Origin of the sequence: Sulfitobacter sp. TMED3 (assembly GCF_002167505.1) — a bacterium.
GTDB lineage: Bacteria > Pseudomonadota > Alphaproteobacteria > Rhodobacterales > Rhodobacteraceae > Sulfitobacter > Sulfitobacter pontiacus.
Genome location: NZ_NHBI01000072.1, coordinates 1 through 18,437 on the forward strand (window position 1 = coordinate 1; position 18,437 = coordinate 18,437).

General features: G+C 60.0%; 19 protein-coding genes. 11 read left to right on the top strand and 8 right to left on the bottom strand.

Annotated features, from left to right (window positions below):
* Positions 1-116 precede the first annotated feature (116 nt).
* Positions 117-1,154 (top strand): LacI family DNA-binding transcriptional regulator, encoded by a 1,038-nt coding sequence (locus tag CBB63_RS16185; protein WP_009826373.1) that lies wholly within the window; start codon positions 117-119, stop codon positions 1,152-1,154.
* Between the two features lie 9 nt (positions 1,155-1,163).
* On the opposite strand, the gene CBB63_RS16190 is transcribed toward CBB63_RS16185, so the two are convergent.
* Positions 1,164-1,733, bottom strand: a complete 570-nt coding sequence (locus CBB63_RS16190) for a hypothetical protein (protein WP_353744283.1) — start codon at positions 1,731-1,733, stop codon at positions 1,164-1,166.
* On the opposite strand from CBB63_RS16190, the gene CBB63_RS16195 reads away from it, so the two are divergent.
* Positions 1,631-3,247 (top strand): TniQ family protein, encoded by a 1,617-nt coding sequence (locus tag CBB63_RS16195; RefSeq protein WP_286699891.1) that lies wholly within the window; start codon positions 1,631-1,633, stop codon positions 3,245-3,247. The genes CBB63_RS16190 and CBB63_RS16195 overlap by 103 nt on opposite strands.
* Here the strand turns inward: CBB63_RS16195 and CBB63_RS16200 are convergent.
* The gene (locus CBB63_RS16200; RefSeq protein ID WP_286699892.1) at positions 3,204-3,983 is read right to left on the bottom strand and encodes a beta-keto acid cleavage family enzyme; all 780 of its coding nucleotides are present in this window, start codon (positions 3,981-3,983) and stop codon (positions 3,204-3,206) included. The genes CBB63_RS16195 and CBB63_RS16200 overlap by 44 nt on opposite strands.
* Positions 3,980-5,308 carry an aspartate aminotransferase family protein gene (locus CBB63_RS16205; protein WP_286699893.1) on the bottom strand — a complete coding sequence of 443 codons (1,329 nt, stop codon included), beginning with the start codon at positions 5,306-5,308 and terminating at the stop codon, positions 3,980-3,982. Before CBB63_RS16205 ends, CBB63_RS16200 begins: the two co-directional genes overlap by 4 nt.
* Positions 5,309-5,482: 174 nt before the next feature.
* On the opposite strand from CBB63_RS16205, the gene CBB63_RS16210 reads away from it, so the two are divergent.
* Complete coding sequence (locus CBB63_RS16210) at positions 5,483-6,337, top strand: MurR/RpiR family transcriptional regulator (RefSeq protein ID WP_286699894.1); 855 nt, start codon at positions 5,483-5,485, stop codon at positions 6,335-6,337.
* A gap of 191 nt (positions 6,338-6,528) precedes the next feature.
* On the opposite strand, the gene CBB63_RS16215 is transcribed toward CBB63_RS16210, so the two are convergent.
* Positions 6,529-7,434 carry a LysR family transcriptional regulator gene (locus CBB63_RS16215; protein ID WP_286699895.1) on the bottom strand — a complete coding sequence of 302 codons (906 nt, stop codon included), beginning with the start codon at positions 7,432-7,434 and terminating at the stop codon, positions 6,529-6,531.
* Positions 7,435-7,535: 101 nt separating this feature from the next.
* Between CBB63_RS16215 and CBB63_RS16220 the strand changes: the two genes are divergently transcribed.
* The 7 genes from CBB63_RS16220 (at position 7,536) to rlmF (ending at position 13,103) form a co-directional block, all read left to right on the top strand.
* Entirely contained in the window at positions 7,536-8,531 is a 996-nt protein-coding gene (locus CBB63_RS16220) for a zinc-binding alcohol dehydrogenase family protein (protein ID WP_286699896.1), read from the top strand.
* Between the two features lie 161 nt (positions 8,532-8,692).
* Entirely contained in the window at positions 8,693-9,025 is a 333-nt protein-coding gene (locus CBB63_RS16225; RefSeq protein WP_005852102.1) for an ArsR/SmtB family transcription factor, read from the top strand.
* A 103-nt stretch (positions 9,026-9,128) separates the two neighbouring features.
* Positions 9,129-10,196 carry an ACR3 family arsenite efflux transporter gene (gene arsB, locus CBB63_RS16230; protein ID WP_286699897.1) on the top strand — a complete coding sequence of 356 codons (1,068 nt, stop codon included), beginning with the start codon at positions 9,129-9,131 and terminating at the stop codon, positions 10,194-10,196.
* Positions 10,193-10,615 carry an arsenate reductase family protein gene (locus CBB63_RS16235; RefSeq protein ID WP_286699898.1) on the top strand — a complete coding sequence of 141 codons (423 nt, stop codon included), beginning with the start codon at positions 10,193-10,195 and terminating at the stop codon, positions 10,613-10,615. Before arsB ends, CBB63_RS16235 begins: the two co-directional genes overlap by 4 nt.
* Complete coding sequence (gene arsH, locus CBB63_RS16240; protein ID WP_009826384.1) at positions 10,608-11,318, top strand: arsenical resistance protein ArsH; 711 nt, start codon at positions 10,608-10,610, stop codon at positions 11,316-11,318. Before CBB63_RS16235 ends, arsH begins: the two co-directional genes overlap by 8 nt.
* Before the next feature lie 182 nt (positions 11,319-11,500).
* Complete coding sequence (locus CBB63_RS16245) at positions 11,501-12,043, top strand: cytochrome b (protein ID WP_286699899.1); 543 nt, start codon at positions 11,501-11,503, stop codon at positions 12,041-12,043.
* Between the two features lie 133 nt (positions 12,044-12,176).
* Positions 12,177-13,103 (top strand): 23S rRNA (adenine(1618)-N(6))-methyltransferase RlmF, encoded by a 927-nt coding sequence (gene rlmF, locus CBB63_RS16250; protein ID WP_286699900.1) that lies wholly within the window; start codon positions 12,177-12,179, stop codon positions 13,101-13,103.
* Positions 13,104-13,136: 33 nt separating this feature from the next.
* Here the strand turns inward: rlmF and CBB63_RS16255 are convergent, their stop codons facing one another.
* The 4 genes from CBB63_RS16255 to CBB63_RS16270 form a co-directional block, all read right to left on the bottom strand.
* Positions 13,137-13,916, bottom strand: coding sequence for an ion channel (locus CBB63_RS16255; protein WP_286699901.1), 780 nt, complete (start codon positions 13,914-13,916; stop codon positions 13,137-13,139).
* 105 nt (positions 13,917-14,021) lie between these two features.
* Complete coding sequence (locus CBB63_RS16260; protein WP_009826388.1) at positions 14,022-14,906, bottom strand: GT-B fold glycosyltransferase domain-containing protein; 885 nt, start codon at positions 14,904-14,906, stop codon at positions 14,022-14,024.
* A 148-nt stretch (positions 14,907-15,054) separates the two neighbouring features.
* Positions 15,055-16,113, bottom strand: a complete 1,059-nt coding sequence (locus CBB63_RS16265; RefSeq protein ID WP_286699902.1) for an ABC transporter ATP-binding protein — start codon at positions 16,111-16,113, stop codon at positions 15,055-15,057.
* A 13-nt stretch (positions 16,114-16,126) separates the two neighbouring features.
* Positions 16,127-16,912, bottom strand: coding sequence for an IclR family transcriptional regulator (locus CBB63_RS16270; RefSeq protein ID WP_286699903.1), 786 nt, complete (start codon positions 16,910-16,912; stop codon positions 16,127-16,129).
* 177 nt (positions 16,913-17,089) lie between these two features.
* Here CBB63_RS16270 and CBB63_RS16275 point away from each other — a divergent pair, with 177 nt between their 5' ends.
* Positions 17,090-18,349: an ABC transporter substrate-binding protein gene (locus CBB63_RS16275; protein WP_286699904.1), complete on the top strand. Its 1,260-nt coding sequence runs from the start codon at positions 17,090-17,092 to the stop codon at positions 18,347-18,349.
* Positions 18,350-18,437: the final 88 nt, after the last annotated feature.

The window sequence follows — 18,437 nt, forward strand, 5'->3', positions numbered from 1 at the left end:
CACTGCCATGTGCTGCCATGGTGAGTCAACACTTGGTTTCGGCACCTCGAGACAGAGCGGTGGGATTTGAGACCCGGATCAGGTATGGGATCGACCTGTGAGGGAGCGGTAAGCATATGAAAAAAAGAAAAACCTTGGTGGATGTCGCCGCCGCTGCCGGAGTCAGCAAAATGACGGCCTCACGCGCGCTTCGGGGCGACAAGGACGTGTCAGATGCCAATGTCGAGAAGGTGAAACGTGCCGCACGCGAGATCGGCTACTACGGGAATCACCTCGCCGCGTCGCTGTCCAGCAAGCGCACCGATCTGATCGGGGTAGTCGTCCCCAGCCTGTCCAACATCGTCTTTCCGCAGGTCATGTCCGGGGTGACTGACGCCCTGAAGGGGTCCACGCTGCAACCGGTGTTCGGCGTGACCGACTACGATCCCGAGGCAGAATACGACATCATCCGCAACATGCTGTCATGGCGTCCTGCTGGGCTGATCGTCGCCGGGCTGGACCAGCCGGACGATACGCGGAGCTTGCTGGCCGACGCCGGTATTCCCATCGTCCAGATAATGGATTGCGATGGCGACCCGGTGGATGCCTGTGTCGGGTTCTCGCAGACCGGGGCCGGGCGTGACATGGCGACCGCACTTCTTGCGACGGGCCGATGGCGTTTCGGATATGTCGGACGCAACCTCGACAAGGATCTCAGGGCCGCCAAGCGAAAGAAAGGCTTCCAAGACGCGTTGCGCGACCAGGGCCTCGATTTCATCGACACAATCGACGGGTCCCACCTGGAGAGCGATGAGGCCACGCTATCGGCCATCGCCTGCGGGCGCTTTATGACGGCCGACCTGTTGGCCCGTCAACCGGACCTCGATTGCATCCATTTCTCCAACGACGACCTCGCCTTTGGCGGGTTGTGCCATTGTATCGCCGCGAACATCGACGTTCCGGGCACGGTCGCTCTTTCAGGGTTCAACGGGCTGGGCCTCCTTGATGGGTTCCCCGGAAAGATCGCCACGTCCCGCACCGCCCGCCGCGAGATCGGCGAGACGGCCGCCAGGGTCATTCTGGAGACAATCGAGGGCACTAAAACTGAGAGTGACAAAATCCACATTCTCACCCCAACCATCTCGCTCGGAGATTTGGCCGTGACTGCGGAATGAACGGATTTGTCAGCAACAAATCTCGGCCCATTGGCTTGCATACTCCGCCCACCGATCGGTTTCCGGCTTCTGGGAGACCAATGAAGATCCAGCCGCGTTCTGAGAGATCACCGAGCCGCTGACCAGCAGCGCTGCGCCCTGGCTCGTGCCGGTTGCGCTGACCATCGGGGCTACGTAGCAGCCTGTCGCGGCCGAAAGCATCTGCAGATAGACGCTGTTCTTTGCAAACGGCCCTTCAACGATGATCGAGCCGCGATGTCCGACAAGTTCGAGGCAACGTCTGGTCACCAATGCAAGATAGAAGGCGACCGCAACCCCGCGTTCAGCGTTTCCAATCCGGGGTTCCGGGCCGACCCAGCGGGAGGTGCAGCCACGATTGGGGCCGGTTTCAGGCACCACTGCTGGGGTCAGCATCCGGACGCTGATGAGGGCGCGGAGAAGACTCGTAACCGCCGTGTGCGGAGAAGGCAGGCAGAATGAGCATGCTGTTTCCGCAAATTGCGTTACACTCGGATGAAACGCCCATGTCGTGGGCATCGCGTCAGGCGGCCTTCCATACAGGAGGTCGCGTGGTGCCATTCCTAAATGACTTTGGTGTCCCCGTCGCCGATCTGGCGCGCGGCCAGCGTGAGGCTGCTGAACGTTTGTGTGAGGTCGCCGGTCACGAACTTGCTCCCGTTGCCCAGAACATGATCATGAAGGTCGGAAACCGCCGGTTACAACTTCGGGGGCATGAGTTCTCTGCAGAGTTTACGACAGGTGTAGTCACGCGTTTCTGCCCGCTGTGCCTGGAGGATGATGCCGAGGATGCCGAAGATGCGGATACGGCCATGCGCCACCGCGTCCTTTGGCGGCTCGCACCCTTCCGGACATGTCCGGTCCATAATCTTCCATTGCAGGATTTCCGGCATGGAAAATGGAGCGACATGTTTCACGAACTGCAGGCCATGCCAGAGGCGATCGCTGAGGCACGGGCGACTGTAGAAGACTGGTCCCAGCGTAAGCCATCACCAATGCAAATTTACGTCGAGCAGCGGCTCATGGGCGCGTCTGTCGCGCCATGGCTTGACCGGCAAGGTATTGACCAAGTCTGCCGCGCTGCCGAAATGCTCGGTGGACTTCAACTCTTTGGCCCTAACCAAAAGGCGGCAAATATGACGCAGGATATGTGGGACGCTGCAGCGCGTTCCGCATGGCCTTTGCTGGAAAACGGCCCGGAGAATGTACGGGATTTTCTGCAGCACACGCTTGCCAGCCGTCTGCGCCAGAATGGCCATCCCAGCCCGCGCAACGCATTCGGTATGCTCCATGGGTGGCTGGCAGCCAGTCGAATTTCGAAAGACCCCGGGCCAATTCGAGAAATTCTTCGAGAGGTCATTATCGAAAGTGTTCCTCTTATTCCTGGCCAAATGCTCATGGGCGCGCCGGTTACCGAACCTCGTCTTGCTAGCGTTTCCTCCATTGCGAAAGCCGAAGGGATGCACTCGAAAACGCTTACGAATGTGCTGCGCGGTGCAGGCCTGATCGGCACGTATGCCGAACTCAAAGCGGCGGGAAACGTGGTTGCCGATTACACGAAAGCCAAAACCCTGATCGATCTTGTGAAACACGCCGTCCCAGTCACGCAGGTCCCAGATATGCTCACCACCTCGCGACCTGTGGTTGCCGAATTGATCGCGATGAAGCAGTTGGCCAGAATAAAGGAGCATGGTCAGCTAAAGAGCAAACTCGGAAAGGCAATCGATGGTAGGTCGATTCATCGTGTCCGCACTTTTGTTGAGAAGGTCGGTGAACCTGTGAGCAAGGCCCCCGAGCAATATGTGCCTCTGGCTAAGGCCGCTGAAAGATGTCGGATCACAATGCGTGTCATCCTCGAACTGCTGCTCCACCACCATCTGAAGAACGTTTGTCGTCTCCGAGGGCATCATGGATTCGAAGCCGTCTTGGTATCTCTGGCTGAAATCAAGGCCGCGGGTCTGTGTGGTGTTGCTTCGAGTCAGCGTTCAAAACCCTCACCGAACCCGCTTCACTTGCGTCTCGCGATAACGGTCACGCAAATCCAGCGCGCTTTGCCTGTGTCATCAGTTCGGTGACCCTCTCGGCATTGTTTGCCGCGACTTGTCCGTCTGCGTTCAAGCGGTTGTTCTCGAAACCGATCCGGGTCTTGCCGCCGTGGCGCATGGCCTCGATCAGGCAGGCGGTTTCTTGAGGCCCGAAGGCGCAGGCGGCCCAGTCTGCGTCCGGCAAGGCCGATTTTAGCCTTTGTGCCAGTGCTGCGACTTCCGCGGGTGTGCTGGTTTGGCCGCTGGTATAGCGCCCCAGGACGATCAGGGTCTTCAGCCCGTCGCGGGGGACATCGCCTTGTGCGACAAGCCGGGCAAGATGGGTAATATCCGCGGCGTCATAGAGAATGTGTTGAACGTCGATCATCGCTTCGGCGCACATGGCAAAGAACCGTCGGGTGACGGCATTCTCTTGATTGGCCGTGATTTCGCGCAGCGCGACCGACACGGCGCGAGGTTTCAGGGTTTCGACCAGATGGCGTTGTTGAGCGGGGGTAAAGCTGCCCGCGGCCTCGCTGGTGATCTGAACATATAGATCAGGGACGCGCTGGCCGAGCTCGCTCAGAAGCTCGGCATAAAGCCCGAGGTCCAGAACATGCCGTTGCTCGGTATCGCGCACGTGGGCATGCAGGCCATCGGCACCCGCAGCATGGCAGGCCAGCGCGCAGGCGACCGTCTCTTCTATGGTGACGGGGAGGGCGGGGTGATCCGCCTTGGTCAGCCGCGCCCCATTCGGCGCGACCATAAATCTGGGCAATGCGGTCATGCGGCAAGCGCCTTGTCGATGGCCGTTGATAGCTTGCCCACCAGCTCATCAATCTGCGCGTCCTCGATGATAAACGGCGGCGCGAGCAGCACGTGGTCGCCATATTGGCCATCGATTGTGCCAGACATCGGATAGCAGATCAGACCGGCGGCAAAGGCCTCTTTCTTGATCCGCGCGGCAAGGCCACGGGACGGATCGAATGGTGCTTTGGTGCTGCGGTCGGCAACCAGTTCGATCCCGCGGAACAACCCGCGCCCGCGAATATCGCCGATGTTGTCATGATCGCCGAACTGCGCCTTTAGTGCTGCGTCAAGCTTGTCGCCTTGGGTGGTGACATGGGGCAGCAGATCGCGGTCAAGGATTTCGCTGAGCACGGCATTGGCCGCCGTGGCCGCCAAGGCGTGGCCCATATAGGTGTGGCCGTGCTGGAAGAAACCGGTGCCCGCTGCAATCGCATCATAGATGGCGGCAGAAGTCAGCAGCGCGCCGATCGGTTGATAGCCCGCCCCAAGTCCTTTGGCGATGGTGATCATGTCCGGGGCGACGCCGTCCTCGGTGCAGGCGAACAGTTTGCCGGTACGGCCCATGCCACACATCACCTCGTCCAGGATCAGCAGCACGCCATATTGGTCGCAAATCTCGCGGATGCGCTTGAGATACCCCGGCACGGCAGGAACCGCGCCAGAGGTCGCACCCACGACAGGCTCCGCGAGGAAGGCCATCACCGTATCAGGGCCAAGCCGCAGGATTTCGGTTTCCAGCTCGTTCGCCACGCGCAGGCCGTAGGCCTCTTGCGTTTCGCCGTCCTGCCGGTCGCGGTACTCATAGCAGGGGCTGATATGGGTGGTGTCGGCAAGCAGGGGCGCGAACTGGGTACGACGCCACGCATTCCCCCCTGCTGCCAAAGCGCCCAATGTATTCCCGTGATAGCTTTGGCGGCGGGCAATGACGCGGTGGCGCTTGGACTGCCCTATTTCCAGAAAATACTGCCGCGCGAGCTTGATCGACGCCTCGACCGCTTCGGAGCCGCCAGAGACGAGATATACCCGATCAATACCCGCCGGCGCGTTCTCGACCAGGCGATCGGCCAAACGCTCTGCCGGATCGGACGTGAAGAATCCGGTGTGCGCGAAGGCAAGCTGGTCAATCTGGGCGTGCAGGGCGGCACGGACAGCCTGATTTGAATGGCCCAGACAGGAAACAGCAGCGCCGCCCGAACCATCAAGATATCTACGTCCATCCGCATCGATCAGATAGCAGCCGTCCCCCTTGGTGGCGACCGGCAGCGCGCCTTTGGTGGATCTGCCGAAGATATGACTTTTCATGACTGTAGTCCTTGCTTGAAGACGCGCTTTGGGTGACGTGACATCAGCACTTGTCTGCGCGGTGATGCGTTTGTATTATTTTATTGCTATAGATTAAGCAAATGTATTTTTGCTGTGCATCGGGTGTGACAGCGGTGTGAAGGCTGGCACGCATAAACAAAAGGTAAGGCTTTGATGACCAACGATGAAACGCTGAAAGACCGCTTGTCACAGGTAAGTGCGCAAGGAACGCCCGCGCTTCGATCCTTTGCGCGGTGGCTTCTGGATAACCTTTCGCTCGTGGCCTTTAGCTCGATTCGCGGGCTGGCCAAGCAGGCAGGGGTCAATCCGAATACCGTGACCCGTATGGCGAAGGAGCTTGGCTATACCAGCTTTGACGCCTTCCGCACGGATGTGCAGGCAACGATCCAGATACCTGCGCCAAACTACGGCGCGCGTGCCCAGACATTAAGGCACGAACATCGCGACAGCGCGTTTGCCGCGCTCATGGAAGCGCATGGTAAAAACACGGCGACGCTTTTCTCGGCAGATATTCTGGACACGCTTGATGCGTGCATCGACCCGTTGCTCGGGGCGCGCAAAGTCTATGTGGTCGGCGTGCGCAGCTGCTATGCGATCGCGCATTATTTCTCGTATGTGGGCGGCATGGCGTTTTCGAATTTCGTAGACGTGCCGACCCTGCCGGGGGGCATTGTCGATGTTCTGTCTCAGGCCACGTCCGAGGATATTATCGTCGGGATCACCTATGAACATTATGCGGCAGAGGTGGTTCAGGCCTGCCAGATCGCCCAGTCCCGCGGCGCGCGGGTTCTGGCGCTGACGGACAGTCATGCCTCCCCAATCGCGGTTGGCGCTTGGAAAGTGGTACCGCTGCCCATGGCCGGGCCCCATTTCCTGCCGTCGCTCAATTCGGCGTTTCTAGCGGTGGAGATGCTGCTGGTCGGAATGGCCGCGCGTTCAGATGACGCGGCAGAGCGGGTATCGAGCTTCGAGGACCGTATCCGGCAGTATGGCGGCTACAACGTGTAAGGTGTCTTGCGCGGATGAAAATCATCCGGCAGACCCAATGCCACGGCAGAGCCACCGGTGATCAACCCCGTGGACCGCAGGTCGCTTTCGTCCAGCGCGTCGATGACCGCATAGGATAGGCGTTGTGCCAGTCCGCGGCATGAGTGACGGTTATACCGATAACGGGCGTGTTGTGGGCGCGGGGCTGGATGTTAAGCGCCCCATTCTGCATGTGACCCAAGATGCGCGATGAGAAAGTCGATCAGGATGCGCGTCTTGGGGGTAAGCACGTTTGAGCGCGGGTACATCAACCACAAGACCGAACTGTCGTTCAGCTTCCATTCCGGCACGACACGGATCAACCGGCCCGAGCGCAGCTCGTCCGAGACGCTCCAGAGAGAATTGATCGACAGACCGGCCCCGGCAAGCGTGGCCTCACGCTGAGCGTCACCATCGTCAACGATAGTCCGGCAGATCATCTGGGCTGGGTCAAGCGGTGCGGTTTCGCCCTCTGGGCCGATCAATTCGCGCGGCTCAAGGTCGATCCATGCCAGAAACCGATGCCCTCGAAGCTCTGCCGGCGACTGCGGTACGCCATGTTCCTCAAGATATGCAGGAGAGGCGCAAAGGACGCGGGTATCATCCGCCAGCTTGCGCCCCTTGAGGCTGCTGTCGGTCAGGGGGGCCGCGCGTAACGCAAGGTCAAAACTGCCCTCGATCGCGTCAAACCGTGCGTCAGACAGGCGAAGTTCGAGCGTAAGGTCGGGGAACGCCGCGTGAAACTGCGGCAGAAGCGGCATGATGTGGCGCTGCGCGAAACTGCTTGGCGCGGCAAATCGGATGGTGCCCTTGGGGCTGGTTTCATGGCTGCCAAGAACGGCCTTCGCGGCCTCTGCCTGCGCCAGAATCTCCCGCGCGTAAGGAAGGAAGTCGGACCCTTCGAGCGACAGCGACACTTTGCGGGTGGTGCGTCGCAGCAGCTCTACGCCAAGCTCCTGTTCCAGTTTGGCAAGGCGGGCGCTGGCGACCGCAGGCGCAAGACCCAGATTCCGTCCGGCAGCAGAGATGTTCAGCCGGTCGGCGGCCATCACAAAAAGGCGCAGGTTGTCAGTATCCACCGCTATTATCTCCGCTATCCGAATAATCAAATCGGAAAAATGCCGGTTTTCTACCGTTTCACAAGACCTATTTTTCAGCGACACAATGAAGGAACAAAGAAATGAAAGCTATTGGCTATAGCGCGGCGGGCCCTGCGGACACGCTTGATATGATTGAAATCGACCGGCCCGAGGTGGGGCCGCGTGATCTGTTGGTCGCGGTGAAAGGTATCTCGGTCAATCCGGTCGACGTAAAGCTGCGCGCAGCCGCCCAACCCGAGGGCGCCGCGCGCGTTCTGGGCTTTGACGCGGCAGGTGTCGTGGCCGAGGTGGGCGCGTCGGTCACCGGTTATAAGATCGGCGATGAGGTCTTCTATGCGGGCGATGTCACGCGCGCGGGCACCAATGCGGAATTCCATGCCGTCGATGAACGGATCGTCGGGCGCAAGCCGGCCAGCCTCGACTTTACCGAAGCGGCGGGGCTGCCGCTGACCTCGATCACCGCGTGGGAGATGCTGTTCGACGCATTCCGCCTGACCGAAGGGGGCGGCGCGGGGCAAAGCTTGCTGGTGATCGGTGGCGCTGGCGGCGTCGGCTCTATCCTCATCCAGTTGGCCAAAGCGCTGACCGGGCTTACCGTCATTGCGACGGCCTCTCGGCCCGAGACCGAGGATTGGGTGCGCAAGATGGGGGCAGATCACGTGGTGGACCATCGCGGTGACCTGGCCGCGCAGCTGGCAGAGCTGGGCCAGACCCCAAGCTATGTCGCCGCGTTGACGGCCACGGATCAGCATTGGCCCGCAATCATCGACTTGATCGCGCCACGCGGCCAGATCGCGCTGATCGACGACCCCGAGGCGCTGGATATCAAGGCGGCCAAGCCCAAGGCGTTGAGCATCCATTGGGAATTCATGTTCACCCGTTCGATGTTCGCGACCGACGATATGGATGCCCAGCAAGACCTGCTGAACCGCGTCGCAGCGATGATCGACGCAGGCACATTGCAGTCGACAGTCACCGAACGCGGCGAGGCGCTGACCGTCGAGGCGCTGCGCGCGGCGCATCTGCGGCAGGAAAGCGGTCGCGTGATTGGCAAACAGGTGCTTGGCGGACTTTAAGTAATAGAGATCACGCGGGGGCGTGGTGCCATGTTCGCGCCACGCCCCCGCGTCCCTTGCGCCTTTGAAGGGGCGCGTGGATTGCCCATAGTTTCGCGCAAGCGCAACCGATTGCTCATCAGGGCTTGACCTGCGCCCAATGAATCAATAATTCCCGATATATGGATAAGAATCACGCTCTCGACGCTTTTGCGGCGCTCAGTCAAGTCACCCGCCTTGATGTCTTCCGTCTTCTCATCACAGCCGGAGAAGGGGGAATGTCGGCAGGCGATATCGGCGACACCTTGGGGGTGCGACAGAACACGATGTCGACCAACCTCGCGATCTTGGCACGTTCGGGCCTTATCCGCAGCAAGCGCGAAGGGCGAAGCATTCGTTACTTTGCCGATATGGAGGGGCTGCGCGGTTTGCTCGCCTTTCTGATGGAGGATTGCTGCGGCGGGCGCCCGGAACTCTGCCAGCCCATCATAAACGAGCTCGCCTGCCCCTGTTAGNCGCGCATGGGGGAGGTGCCGCATTGGTCCTGNAACATTCCTGTGCTGACATCGGGCAACNACATATTCACGGCCAAGGGGCTGCAATTTTTGAAGGTTCGACATGACTGATACGACACTTCCCGCGGCGGCGGGNCTGGGCACGTTTGAAAAATGGCTGTCCGTCTGGGTGGCGCTGGCGATTGGCGCGGGGCTGCTGCTTGGCAATCTGTTTCCGACTGCGTTTGGTATGCTTGCCGGGCTTGAGGTGGCGTCNGTGAACCTGCCCGTTGCGGTGCTGATCTGGGCGATGGTGTTCCCGATGATGGTCGGNGTGGANTTCGGAGCCTTGCGTCAGGTGGGGGACAAGCCGAAAGGGTTGGTTGTCACGGTGGTGGTGAACTGGCTGNTCAANCCCTTCACCATGGCCGCCCTTGGCGTNTTGTTNTTNAACTANTTTTTCGCAGGCCTGATCCCGCCGGATGACGCGCAGGCCTATCTTGCGGGCGTTATCCTGCTGGGGGCCGCGCCCTGTACCGCGATGGTGTTCGTCTGGTCGAACCTGACGCGGGGGGATGCGACCTATACGCTGGTGCAGGTGAGCGTGAACGACGTCATCATGGTGTTCGCCTTCGCGCCCATCGTTGCCTTCTTGCTGGGGGCCACGGATATCGTCGTGCCTTGGGATACGCTGCTGCTGTCCGTGGGCCTTTACGTGATGCTGCCGCTTTTTGTGGGGTATCTGACGCGCCAGCGGCTGATTGCGCAAGGCGGCGAAGCGGCGGTGGATCGGTTCAAGGCGGGTGTGCAGCCGTTTTCGATCATCGGTCTGCTTGTGACGGTGGTCTTGCTTTTCGCGTTCCAGGGCGAGGTGATCCTGGACCGGCCGCTGGTGATTGCCCTGATCGCTGTGCCGCTTCTGATCCAGTCCTACGGGATATTCTTTCTGGCCTATGGGGTCGCGAGGGCCTGGGGTATTCCGTTCAACGTCGCGGCNCCCTGCGCCTTGATCGGCACNTCCAACTTTTTCGAGCTGGCCGTNGCGGTTGCGATCAGCCTNTTCGGGCTCGGATCCGGTGCNGCATTGGCGACGGTGGTCGGTGTCTTGGTCGAAGTGCCTGTCATGCTGTCGCTTGTCGCTTTTGCAAACAGAACCCGCCACTGGTTCCCTGCCTCGGAGGGGTCAGCATGAGTGTTGTCATTCACCACAACCCCGANTGCGGCACCTCCCGCAATGTGCTGGCNATNATNAAAGCATCGGGCGTGGAGCCNGTNGTGATCCCNTANCTTGATACCGGCTGGACGCGNGGACAGCTTTTGGGGCTTTTCGCGGCGGCGGGTCTGACACCGCGCAGCGCTTTGCGGGTAAAGCGATCTCCGGCAGAGGCATTGGGGCTGCTGGATCCCGACGTGGGNGACGAAGCCCTTCTGGCCGCCATGCTGGAACACCCCATTCTGGTCAATCGCCCCATTGTCTGCACNCCCAAAGGCGTCCGGCTGTGCCGCCCAAGCGAGGCCGTGNTGGACTTGCTNGANCACCTNCCACAGGGGCCGCTGACCAAGGAAGACGGCTCTTTACTGATTGACGCGGAAGGAAACCGAGTTGCCTGATACCCCGAACCTTGATGACACCCATTTCAAAGCGATTGATGCGGCGCGTCTGCTTGAGCCCGCAGCAGACGCGGACCGCCCGCGTATCCTGCTGCTTTACGGATCACTGCGGGACCGGTCGTTCAGCCGGCTCATGACAGAGGAAGCCGCGCGCATTCTGACACGGCTGGGGGCCGAGACGCGTACCTATTCGCCGTCTGGCCTGCCGCTGCCGGATGATGCCGACGCCAGTCACCCCAAAGTGCAGGAGCTGCGCGATCTGGTCACGTGGTCCGATGGGATGGTCTGGTGTTCACCCGAACGCCACGGGGCCATGACCGGCATCATGAAAACCCAGATCGACTGGATTCCGCTGTCCTTGGGCGGTGTGCGNCCGACGCAGGGCAAAACGCTGGCCGTNATGCAGGTCAGCGGGGGGTCACAAAGCTTTAACGCCGTNAACCAGCTGCGCATTCTTGGGCGTTGGATGCGGTTGCTCACGATCCCGAACCAGTCCTCCACCCCCAAAGCCTTTCTNGAGTTTGACGACGCGGATCGGATGAAGCCATCGCCGTTCTATGATCGGGTCGTTGATGTCATGGAAGAGCTGGTGAAGTTCACGATGCTGACCAAAGACAGGAAAGACTACCTGCTGGATCGCTATAGCGAGCGNAAGGAAAGCGCCGCCGAGCTGTCAAAACGCGTGAACCAGAAGTCGATCTGACCGATTTGCCGACCGCAGGGGCAGGAATATCCGTATGTTGAACGGGACGCGGTTGGAATGATTTGCGCGACAGCTGCGCTGGATGGTCTGTTAAAGCTTCATCCAGCGCAGTTGTCTGCCTAAGGTGACCGCGCGGACGCTGTAATTAACGATCGTGATATCGCCAGAGACAGGGGCATTTTGTGACACAACTATCTGATACACCAACCCGTTACGGTGCCGTAAGCTGGCTGCTTCACTGGGGCATGGCCGCATTGTTTGCGGCGCAGTTTATCTCGGCCGCGGCGCATTGGGCGCTTCCGCGNGAGAACACCCTGCGCGAGCTNCTTTGGGGCTACCATACGACGCTGGGGGTGACGCTGTTTGCGCTAATCTTGGTGCGNGGTCTGTGGGGNCTGGCGAACATCCAACGGCGGCCTGCGCATGCCGGTTTGATGGGGCAGNCGGCTGTNGCGGGTCATGTGGTTCTATATGCCTTGATGGTGATCGTCCCGGGCGTACGGCTCTTGGCCGCAGCGGGCGGCACCCGTGGGCTAAGCTATTTCGGGGTGCAGATATTCCCGCCCCAAACCGCCGAGGTCGCCTGGATGCAAGCGCCCGCGGAATGGCATGGAGAGCTGGGCTGGATCCTTGCCCTTGTGGTGCTTGGGCATATCTTCATGGCAGTCGTTTGGCATCGCCTGATTCAGCGGGATGATGTCCTGTCCACGATGGCGGGGCGGTAAGANGCTGAAAATAGGGANCTTGGGTCTTNCCCGAGNCCAACGGCCGCGTCTTCGGTTTTACTATGGGGCCTTCAGGGGGTAAGACAGGCCAACGGCCTGGCTGCTTTTCACCACTTTCAACAAAGGCTTTCCCATGGCCACCAAAACCAACCTGCACCCCCGCAACCTCCACAACGAGGGGTATGATTTCGCGCGCCTGATTGCGGCCCTCCCCGAGCTAGGGCCGTTTACNNNCCCCAATCCNGCNGGTCAGACCACCATCGATTTNCGNGANGTGGCGGCTGTGCGTATGCTCAATCGGGCGCTGCTCAAGGCGGANTACGGCATTGATTTCTGGGACATCCCGCCGAACTACCTTTGCCCGCCCATTCCGGGGCGCGTNGATTATATCCACCATCTGGCCGATCTGCTNGCNCGCAGCAACAACAACGAGATNCCGCGCGGNCCGCAGATCAAGGCGTTGGACATNGGCACCGGCGCAAGCCTGGTCTACCCGCTGACGGGACAAAGCGCCTATGGCTGGCAGTTTACCGGTGTCGATATCGACCCTGTNGCCATCANGTCTGCGCAACAGATTGCAAAGGCCAACGCGCTGGACGTGGACCTGCGGCTGCAAGAGAACCGCGAGGATATTTTNGACGGGGTGATCCATCCTGACGACCGTTTTCACGTCACCCTGTGCAACCCNCCCTTTCANGCCTCNNTGGAAAGGGCGANGAAGGGCACGCAACGGAANTGGGCGAACCTTGGCAAAGGGCGTTCAGGCAAGCTCAATTTCGGCGGGCAAAACGCCGAGCTCTGGTGCCCCGGCGGCGAGATCANGTTCATCGCCANCATGGTCGACCAAAGCCGCGCGATTGCGGGGCAATGTCTGTGGTTTACGTCGCTTGTGTCGAAAAAGGACAACGTGCAGACGCTTTATAAAATCCTGAAAAAGGCCAAGGTCGCCAACTGCGATGTGGTCGAGATGGCGCAGGGACAAAAAACCAGCCGGTTCATCGCCTGGACATTCATCAAGAAAGATCAGCGTGCGTCCTTTATGAAGGGATCCGCGCGCTAGAATAGCCACGCGCGTCTCTGATACCCCGCGACATTAACCGCCCGTATCGCCCTTCGTCTCGATCTTGAGCGTGGTGCCGCAGTGTTTGCAGTGAACGGCGTCTGTCTCGTGGCGGTTCAGGCCACATTCGGGGCAGGTGTGCTTGATCTTGGAGGGTTGGAAAATCGTCCGCGCCAATTGCACGAACAGCGCGACCCCGACCACCATGATGAACACCGACAGCAGCTTGCCACCCGTTGTCGTCATCGTGATGTCGCCAAAACCCGTTGTCGTCAGCGTCGCCACTGTAAAGTACAGTGCATCGACATAGCCCGCGACGCCCGCGTCCTCTTCAAAGGTCAGCACAAACACCAGCGATGTGATGACAAAGATGAACACCAGCAGGTTGACCGCCGCAAGGATCGCGTCCTCGTGTTTGCGGAAAAACGCGCTTTCGCGTCGTAGATCGTGCAGCAGGTGATAGGCATGGATCAGCCGCAAACCGCGCAAGACCCGTAGGAACGCAAAGCTTTCAGCCATAAGCGGTGCCAGCACCAGCGATATCACCACCACCAGATCTGCAAGGGTGTAGATGCGCGTCAGCTCTTTGCGCAGGTTCGTAGAGATCCAAAGACGCGCGGCAAGGTCGAACATGATGAACAGGCCAAAGAACGCATTGACCGCCGTAATCACCGGCGTGGACGGCAGCGCGGCGGTGGCGATGAAATAGATGATCGTCAGGGAATCAAACAGGATCAACCCGTAGCGTAACCGCCGCGAGCGCGTGGTCTGCCCATCGTATAAAGCTTTAATCCTACTGCGTAGACTGTTCATTGATTGGATATACCGCTTCCCTCAGGGTCGTCATCGTCAACAACCGCTGAGTGGCAAGATGGCGCAAGGCGCGCCAATATCAATGGTTTGCGTAGGCCGGCGGGATTACTCCGGCGTGGGCTCGTCGGTCCGGGCCAAGCGGCGCACAAAGCTGACGCCCGTTTGACGGCGCAGCATGCGACGGGATTTATGCTTTAGGCCGACTTCTTCCAGCACCTTGGGGTTGCGGTAGTGCACCGTGAAGATATCGCGATCTTCGGGCAGGGGCTCCCCCCGTATCTTGCCGCCCAGGATGTAATGTTGCTCTTCCGCCAGCGGGTTCCATGTCAGGCCCGCACGGCGGATGGCGACAGGAAGGCTCATCTGATCCAGATAAGGGCGTCGTTTTTCCAGCGTGTCAATCTCGTCAATCCGTCGGGCCGTCTCGTACCAGACATCGGCAAACCGGCCCTGTGGTCCTTCGGCTTCGGGAAAAAGGACGAAACCGGATGAGAAATAGGGCACTTTGGGGCGGCGCGACTGGCGCATCAGGTACACGCGCTCTTCCGGGATCTCCATATCGAAGGCCCCGTAGATCAGATCCCAGATGTCTTTCTGCGCCCAATACATACTTGCCGCGACAGAGCAGGAAACATGGCCGGATTTCACGATATTGTCGATTGTATTGGGGCGGATAAACAAGACGTCGGAATCCACGAAGGCGGAAAACTCGCTCTCGCGGGGCTGCATCGCGGCGATGATCTTGTTGCCATGGGGATAGGGCTCGCGCCACATGCCTTCCGTTTTCATCGGGCGTAGCTCCGCCCCCATTTTCTCGTGTGCGATGAACACCGAGGGGTGGACATCGTTCATGCGATGTTCGGGCACATAGCCGATGCAGGCCACGTCTTCGGAAAACTGCTCGCGTACAGAGGCAAGCAGGCTACAGGCCATGATGTCGTAAGAGGGCGGTTCCACGATATAGGTGAGCGTAAGTCTTGGTTTCGCCATTAGTCTGCTTCCCTATCTACGGTGCCCGTCCCGCCCGGGCGGTCGGCTCCGGCGGGGCTGTCGCGCAAGGCTCGCTTGCACGCCCCAACTGTTTTTCAGGAATGTCTGGTTCTGTCTAGGTTTACGTGACCGGTGACCCGCCTGCGCCTTAGCGCAGCCGTTGTTCCGTGTTGGCGTCAAACAGCATCGTCCGCTCTGGCGGGATTTTTACGCCAACCTGCGCCCCTTCGCGAGACCGGTCGTCGCCGCGTTCCTCGACGATGATCTTGGCACCGGTGTCGGACAGCAGGTGAACATAGGACACGCCGCCGAGGGCCTCGGTCATTTCAACGGTGAAGCCTTTGCCTTGGGGGTCAATTTCGATGTGTTCCGGCCGGATGCCAAGGGTGATGTCCCGGCCGTCTTCGGGTGGGGTCACGGGCAGGGCATAGCTGCCGTCCAACCCGTCCAGCACGACCTTGCCGCCGCTGGTGGTGCCATCCAGAAAGTTCATCGCGGGCGAACCGATGAAGCCGGCCACAAAGCGGTTGTCAGGATCGCGGTACAGGTCAAGCGGTGCGCCAACCTGTTCGATCCGGCCCTTGCGCAGCACCACGATCTTATCGGCAAGGGTCATCGCCTCTACCTGATCGTGGGTGACATAGACCATTGTCGCCCCGATTTCCTTATGCAGGCGGGCGATCTCGACGCGCATTTCGACACGCAGCTCGGCGTCGAGGTTGGAGAGCGGTTCGTCGAACAGAAAGACTTCGGGGCCGCGTACGATGGCGCGCCCGATGGATACGCGTTGCCGCTGGCCCCCCGACAGGGCGGCGGGCTTGCGGTCAAGATACTCTTCCAGCTTCAGGATCCGCGTCGCCTCGGCCACCTTCTGGGCGATCTCGGCTTTGGGATAGCCGTTCATTTTCAGGCCGAACCCCATGTTGTCGCGCACGGTCATATGCGGATAGAGCGCGTAGGTCTGGAACACCATGGCAACCCCGCGCTCTGCCGGGTCCATGCGGGTCACATCCCGGTCGCCGATGCTCATGCTGCCTTCGGTGGTTTCCTCCAGCCCGGCAATCATGCGCAGCAAGGTCGACTTGCCGCAGCCTGACGGGCCGACAAAAACGCAAAACTCGCCATTTTCGATTTCAAGGTCGATCCCGTGTATCACCTGAACACCGCCATAGCGTTTCACGACATCTTTCATGACGACACCGGCCATATACGACTTCCTTTTATGAGGGGACAGAGGGGGACTGCCAGGACTGCGCCTCGGCCCCGATGCGGGTGGCACACTCAAGCAGGGCAGGGCGGAACGCATTCAGACCGTCCAGCGTATGACGGTGTGTTGCGGTTGCAATGGATACGGCACCCACGACGCGGCCCGCGTCGGTCAGAATGGGGGCGGCGATGCTGATGATGCCGGCCTCGTGTTCCTCGCGGTCAAAGGCGATGCCCTCGGCGCGGATCTGTTCCAGCTCGCGCACAAGGGTTTCGGTGCTGGTATGGGTCGCATCGGTATATTTCAAAAACGCCTGCTGCTGTAGCGCCTGCGCCTGTGCCTCGGGTTCAAGATGCGCGAGAATCGCCTTGCCGACTCCTGTGCAATAGGCAGGGGCGACCTGACCGGTGCGCGCCAGCGTGGCAAAGCGGCTGCTGGCCTGACGCTTGTCGACGAACACGACCTGACCGTTGTCGATCTGCGCAAGGTGGATCGCCTCGCGCAGGCGTTCGCCGAGGGCGCTGATATAGGGGGCGGCAATCGGTGCAAGCGAGGCTTGCGACCATGCGGAATGGGCAAGGCTGACCAGACGGATGCCCGGCGCATAGGTCTGCTGATCCTTGTCATAGCTTAGCATACGTTGACTGGTGAGCGTCTGAAGTAGCCGGTACAGCGTCGGTTTTGGAAACTCCGATGTCTCCAGCAATTCGCGCATGCGGACAGGGCGGCCCATTGCTGTCACCTGATCCAGCACGCTCAGCGCCTTTGCAACAGTNCCGTCNCTGTTCACCACATTCATATCGTTCTCCGTCCCTCAGGGCGCTGCATCCTGTGGGGTCTTTTGACTGACCCATCTCCCATGCGGCGCACCAAACTGTTGACAAGGCTAGCGAGCTTGATCTTATATATCAATATACAAAACTAAGTTTCAAATAATGAGACAGTTTTGGATTGCGGAAGCATCAGGGAGGATACCATGCATTCCATTCTCAAGAGGTCACTCGCGGCTGTTGTCGCTGCGGGATTTTCAACATCGTTTGCTGTCGCGGACGAAAGTCAGCTTTCAGGGGAGCTCAAGATCACCTCTGACATGTCGAACCCCGCGCCGCGCGCGGTGATGGAGAGNTTGGCAGCCGGTTTCGGAGAGCTGCATCCGGACGTCGATATCGAACTGACGATCGTCGACCGCGAAGCNTGGAAGACGCAGATCCGGAACGCCTTGGGGGCGAACCCGCCCGATGTGGTCAACTGGTATGCCGCGAACCGCATGGGCCCTTATGTCTCTGCCGGGTTGTTCGAAGACATCTCTGATATGTACGCCAACGGCGATCTGCCCGGGCTTGAGTCTGTCAAAGGCGCGCTGACCATCGACGGCAAGCAATATGGTGTGCCCTATACCTACTATCAGTGGGGCATGTACTACCGCGANGATATCTTCAANGAACTGGGGCTGACCGAGCCTGAAACCTTTGANCAAGAGCTTGCGAACTGCGAAAAGATCGTTGCCTCGGGCCGTGCGTGCTATGCCATCGGGACCAAGTTCCTGTGGACCGCTGGCGGCTGGTTCGACTATCTGAACATGCGCACCAACGGCTTCGACTTCCACATGGAACTTGCCCGTGGCGAGGTGCCCTGGACCGATCCGCGCGTCCGCGAAACCTTTGCCAACTGGCGCAAGATCATNGACATGGGNGGCTATGTCGCCGATCACCAATCCTATTCCTGGCAGGAAGCGTTGAACTTCATGATCGAAGGCGANGCGGTGGCCTATCTGATGGGGAACTTCGCCGTTGCCGCGATGCGCGAAGGCGGTCTGGACGACAGCCAGATCGACTTCTACCAGTTCCCGAAGATCGCGGATGTGCCACAGGGCGAGGATGCCCCGACCGACACGTTCCACATCCCGTCAGGNGCCAAGAACAAGGAAAACGCCCGCGCGTTCCTTCAGTATGTGACATCGGCTGATGTGCAGACCAAGATCAACGCAGGCGACGCCTTGGGGCAGCTGCCCATCAACTCTGAATCCTCGGTCGATAAGGACGAGTTCCTCGAGCAGGGTTTCGAGATGCTGAACACCAGCGCCAAGGGCGGTGTGGCCCAGTTCTTTGACCGCGANTTCAGCGCCGAGATGGCCAGCGTCGGCATGGAGGGGTTNCAGGAATTCATGGTGGTNCCCGACAACCTNGACGACATNCTNGANCGTCTCGANGAAACGCGTCAGCGCATCTACGAATAACGCTAAAGCGTCGCGTCCTCCCGCATNGGGGGGNCGCANCCCNCCGCTTCAATCCATTCGCAAGCCCGCCGACGGCCGGTTTTCGCAT

Bases quoted from the DNA above. Each gene is read 5' to 3' on its own strand.
- CBB63_RS16185 (WP_009826373.1), top strand. From the start codon at position 117: ATGAAAAAAAGAAAAACCTTGGTGGATGTCGCCGCCGCTGCCGGAGTC.
- CBB63_RS16195 (WP_286699891.1), top strand. From the start codon at position 1,631: ATGAGCATGCTGTTTCCGCAAATTGCGTTACACTCGGATGAAACGCCC.
- CBB63_RS16190 (WP_353744283.1), bottom strand. From the start codon at position 1,733: ATGGCACCACGCGACCTCCTGTATGGAAGGCCGCCTGACGCGATGCCC.
- CBB63_RS16200 (WP_286699892.1), bottom strand. From the start codon at position 3,983: ATGACCGCATTGCCCAGATTTATGGTCGCGCCGAATGGGGCGCGGCTG.
- CBB63_RS16205 (WP_286699893.1), bottom strand. From the start codon at position 5,308: ATGAAAAGTCATATCTTCGGCAGATCCACCAAAGGCGCGCTGCCGGTC.
- CBB63_RS16210 (WP_286699894.1), top strand. From the start codon at position 5,483: ATGACCAACGATGAAACGCTGAAAGACCGCTTGTCACAGGTAAGTGCG.
- CBB63_RS16220 (WP_286699896.1), top strand. From the start codon at position 7,536: ATGAAAGCTATTGGCTATAGCGCGGCGGGCCCTGCGGACACGCTTGAT.
- CBB63_RS16225 (WP_005852102.1), top strand. From the start codon at position 8,693: ATGGATAAGAATCACGCTCTCGACGCTTTTGCGGCGCTCAGTCAAGTC.
- CBB63_RS16255 (WP_286699901.1), bottom strand. From the start codon at position 13,916: ATGAACAGTCTACGCAGTAGGATTAAAGCTTTATACGATGGGCAGACC.
- CBB63_RS16260 (WP_009826388.1), bottom strand. From the start codon at position 14,906: ATGGCGAAACCAAGACTTACGCTCACCTATATCGTGGAACCGCCCTCT.
- CBB63_RS16265 (WP_286699902.1), bottom strand. From the start codon at position 16,113: ATGGCCGGTGTCGTCATGAAAGATGTCGTGAAACGCTATGGCGGTGTT.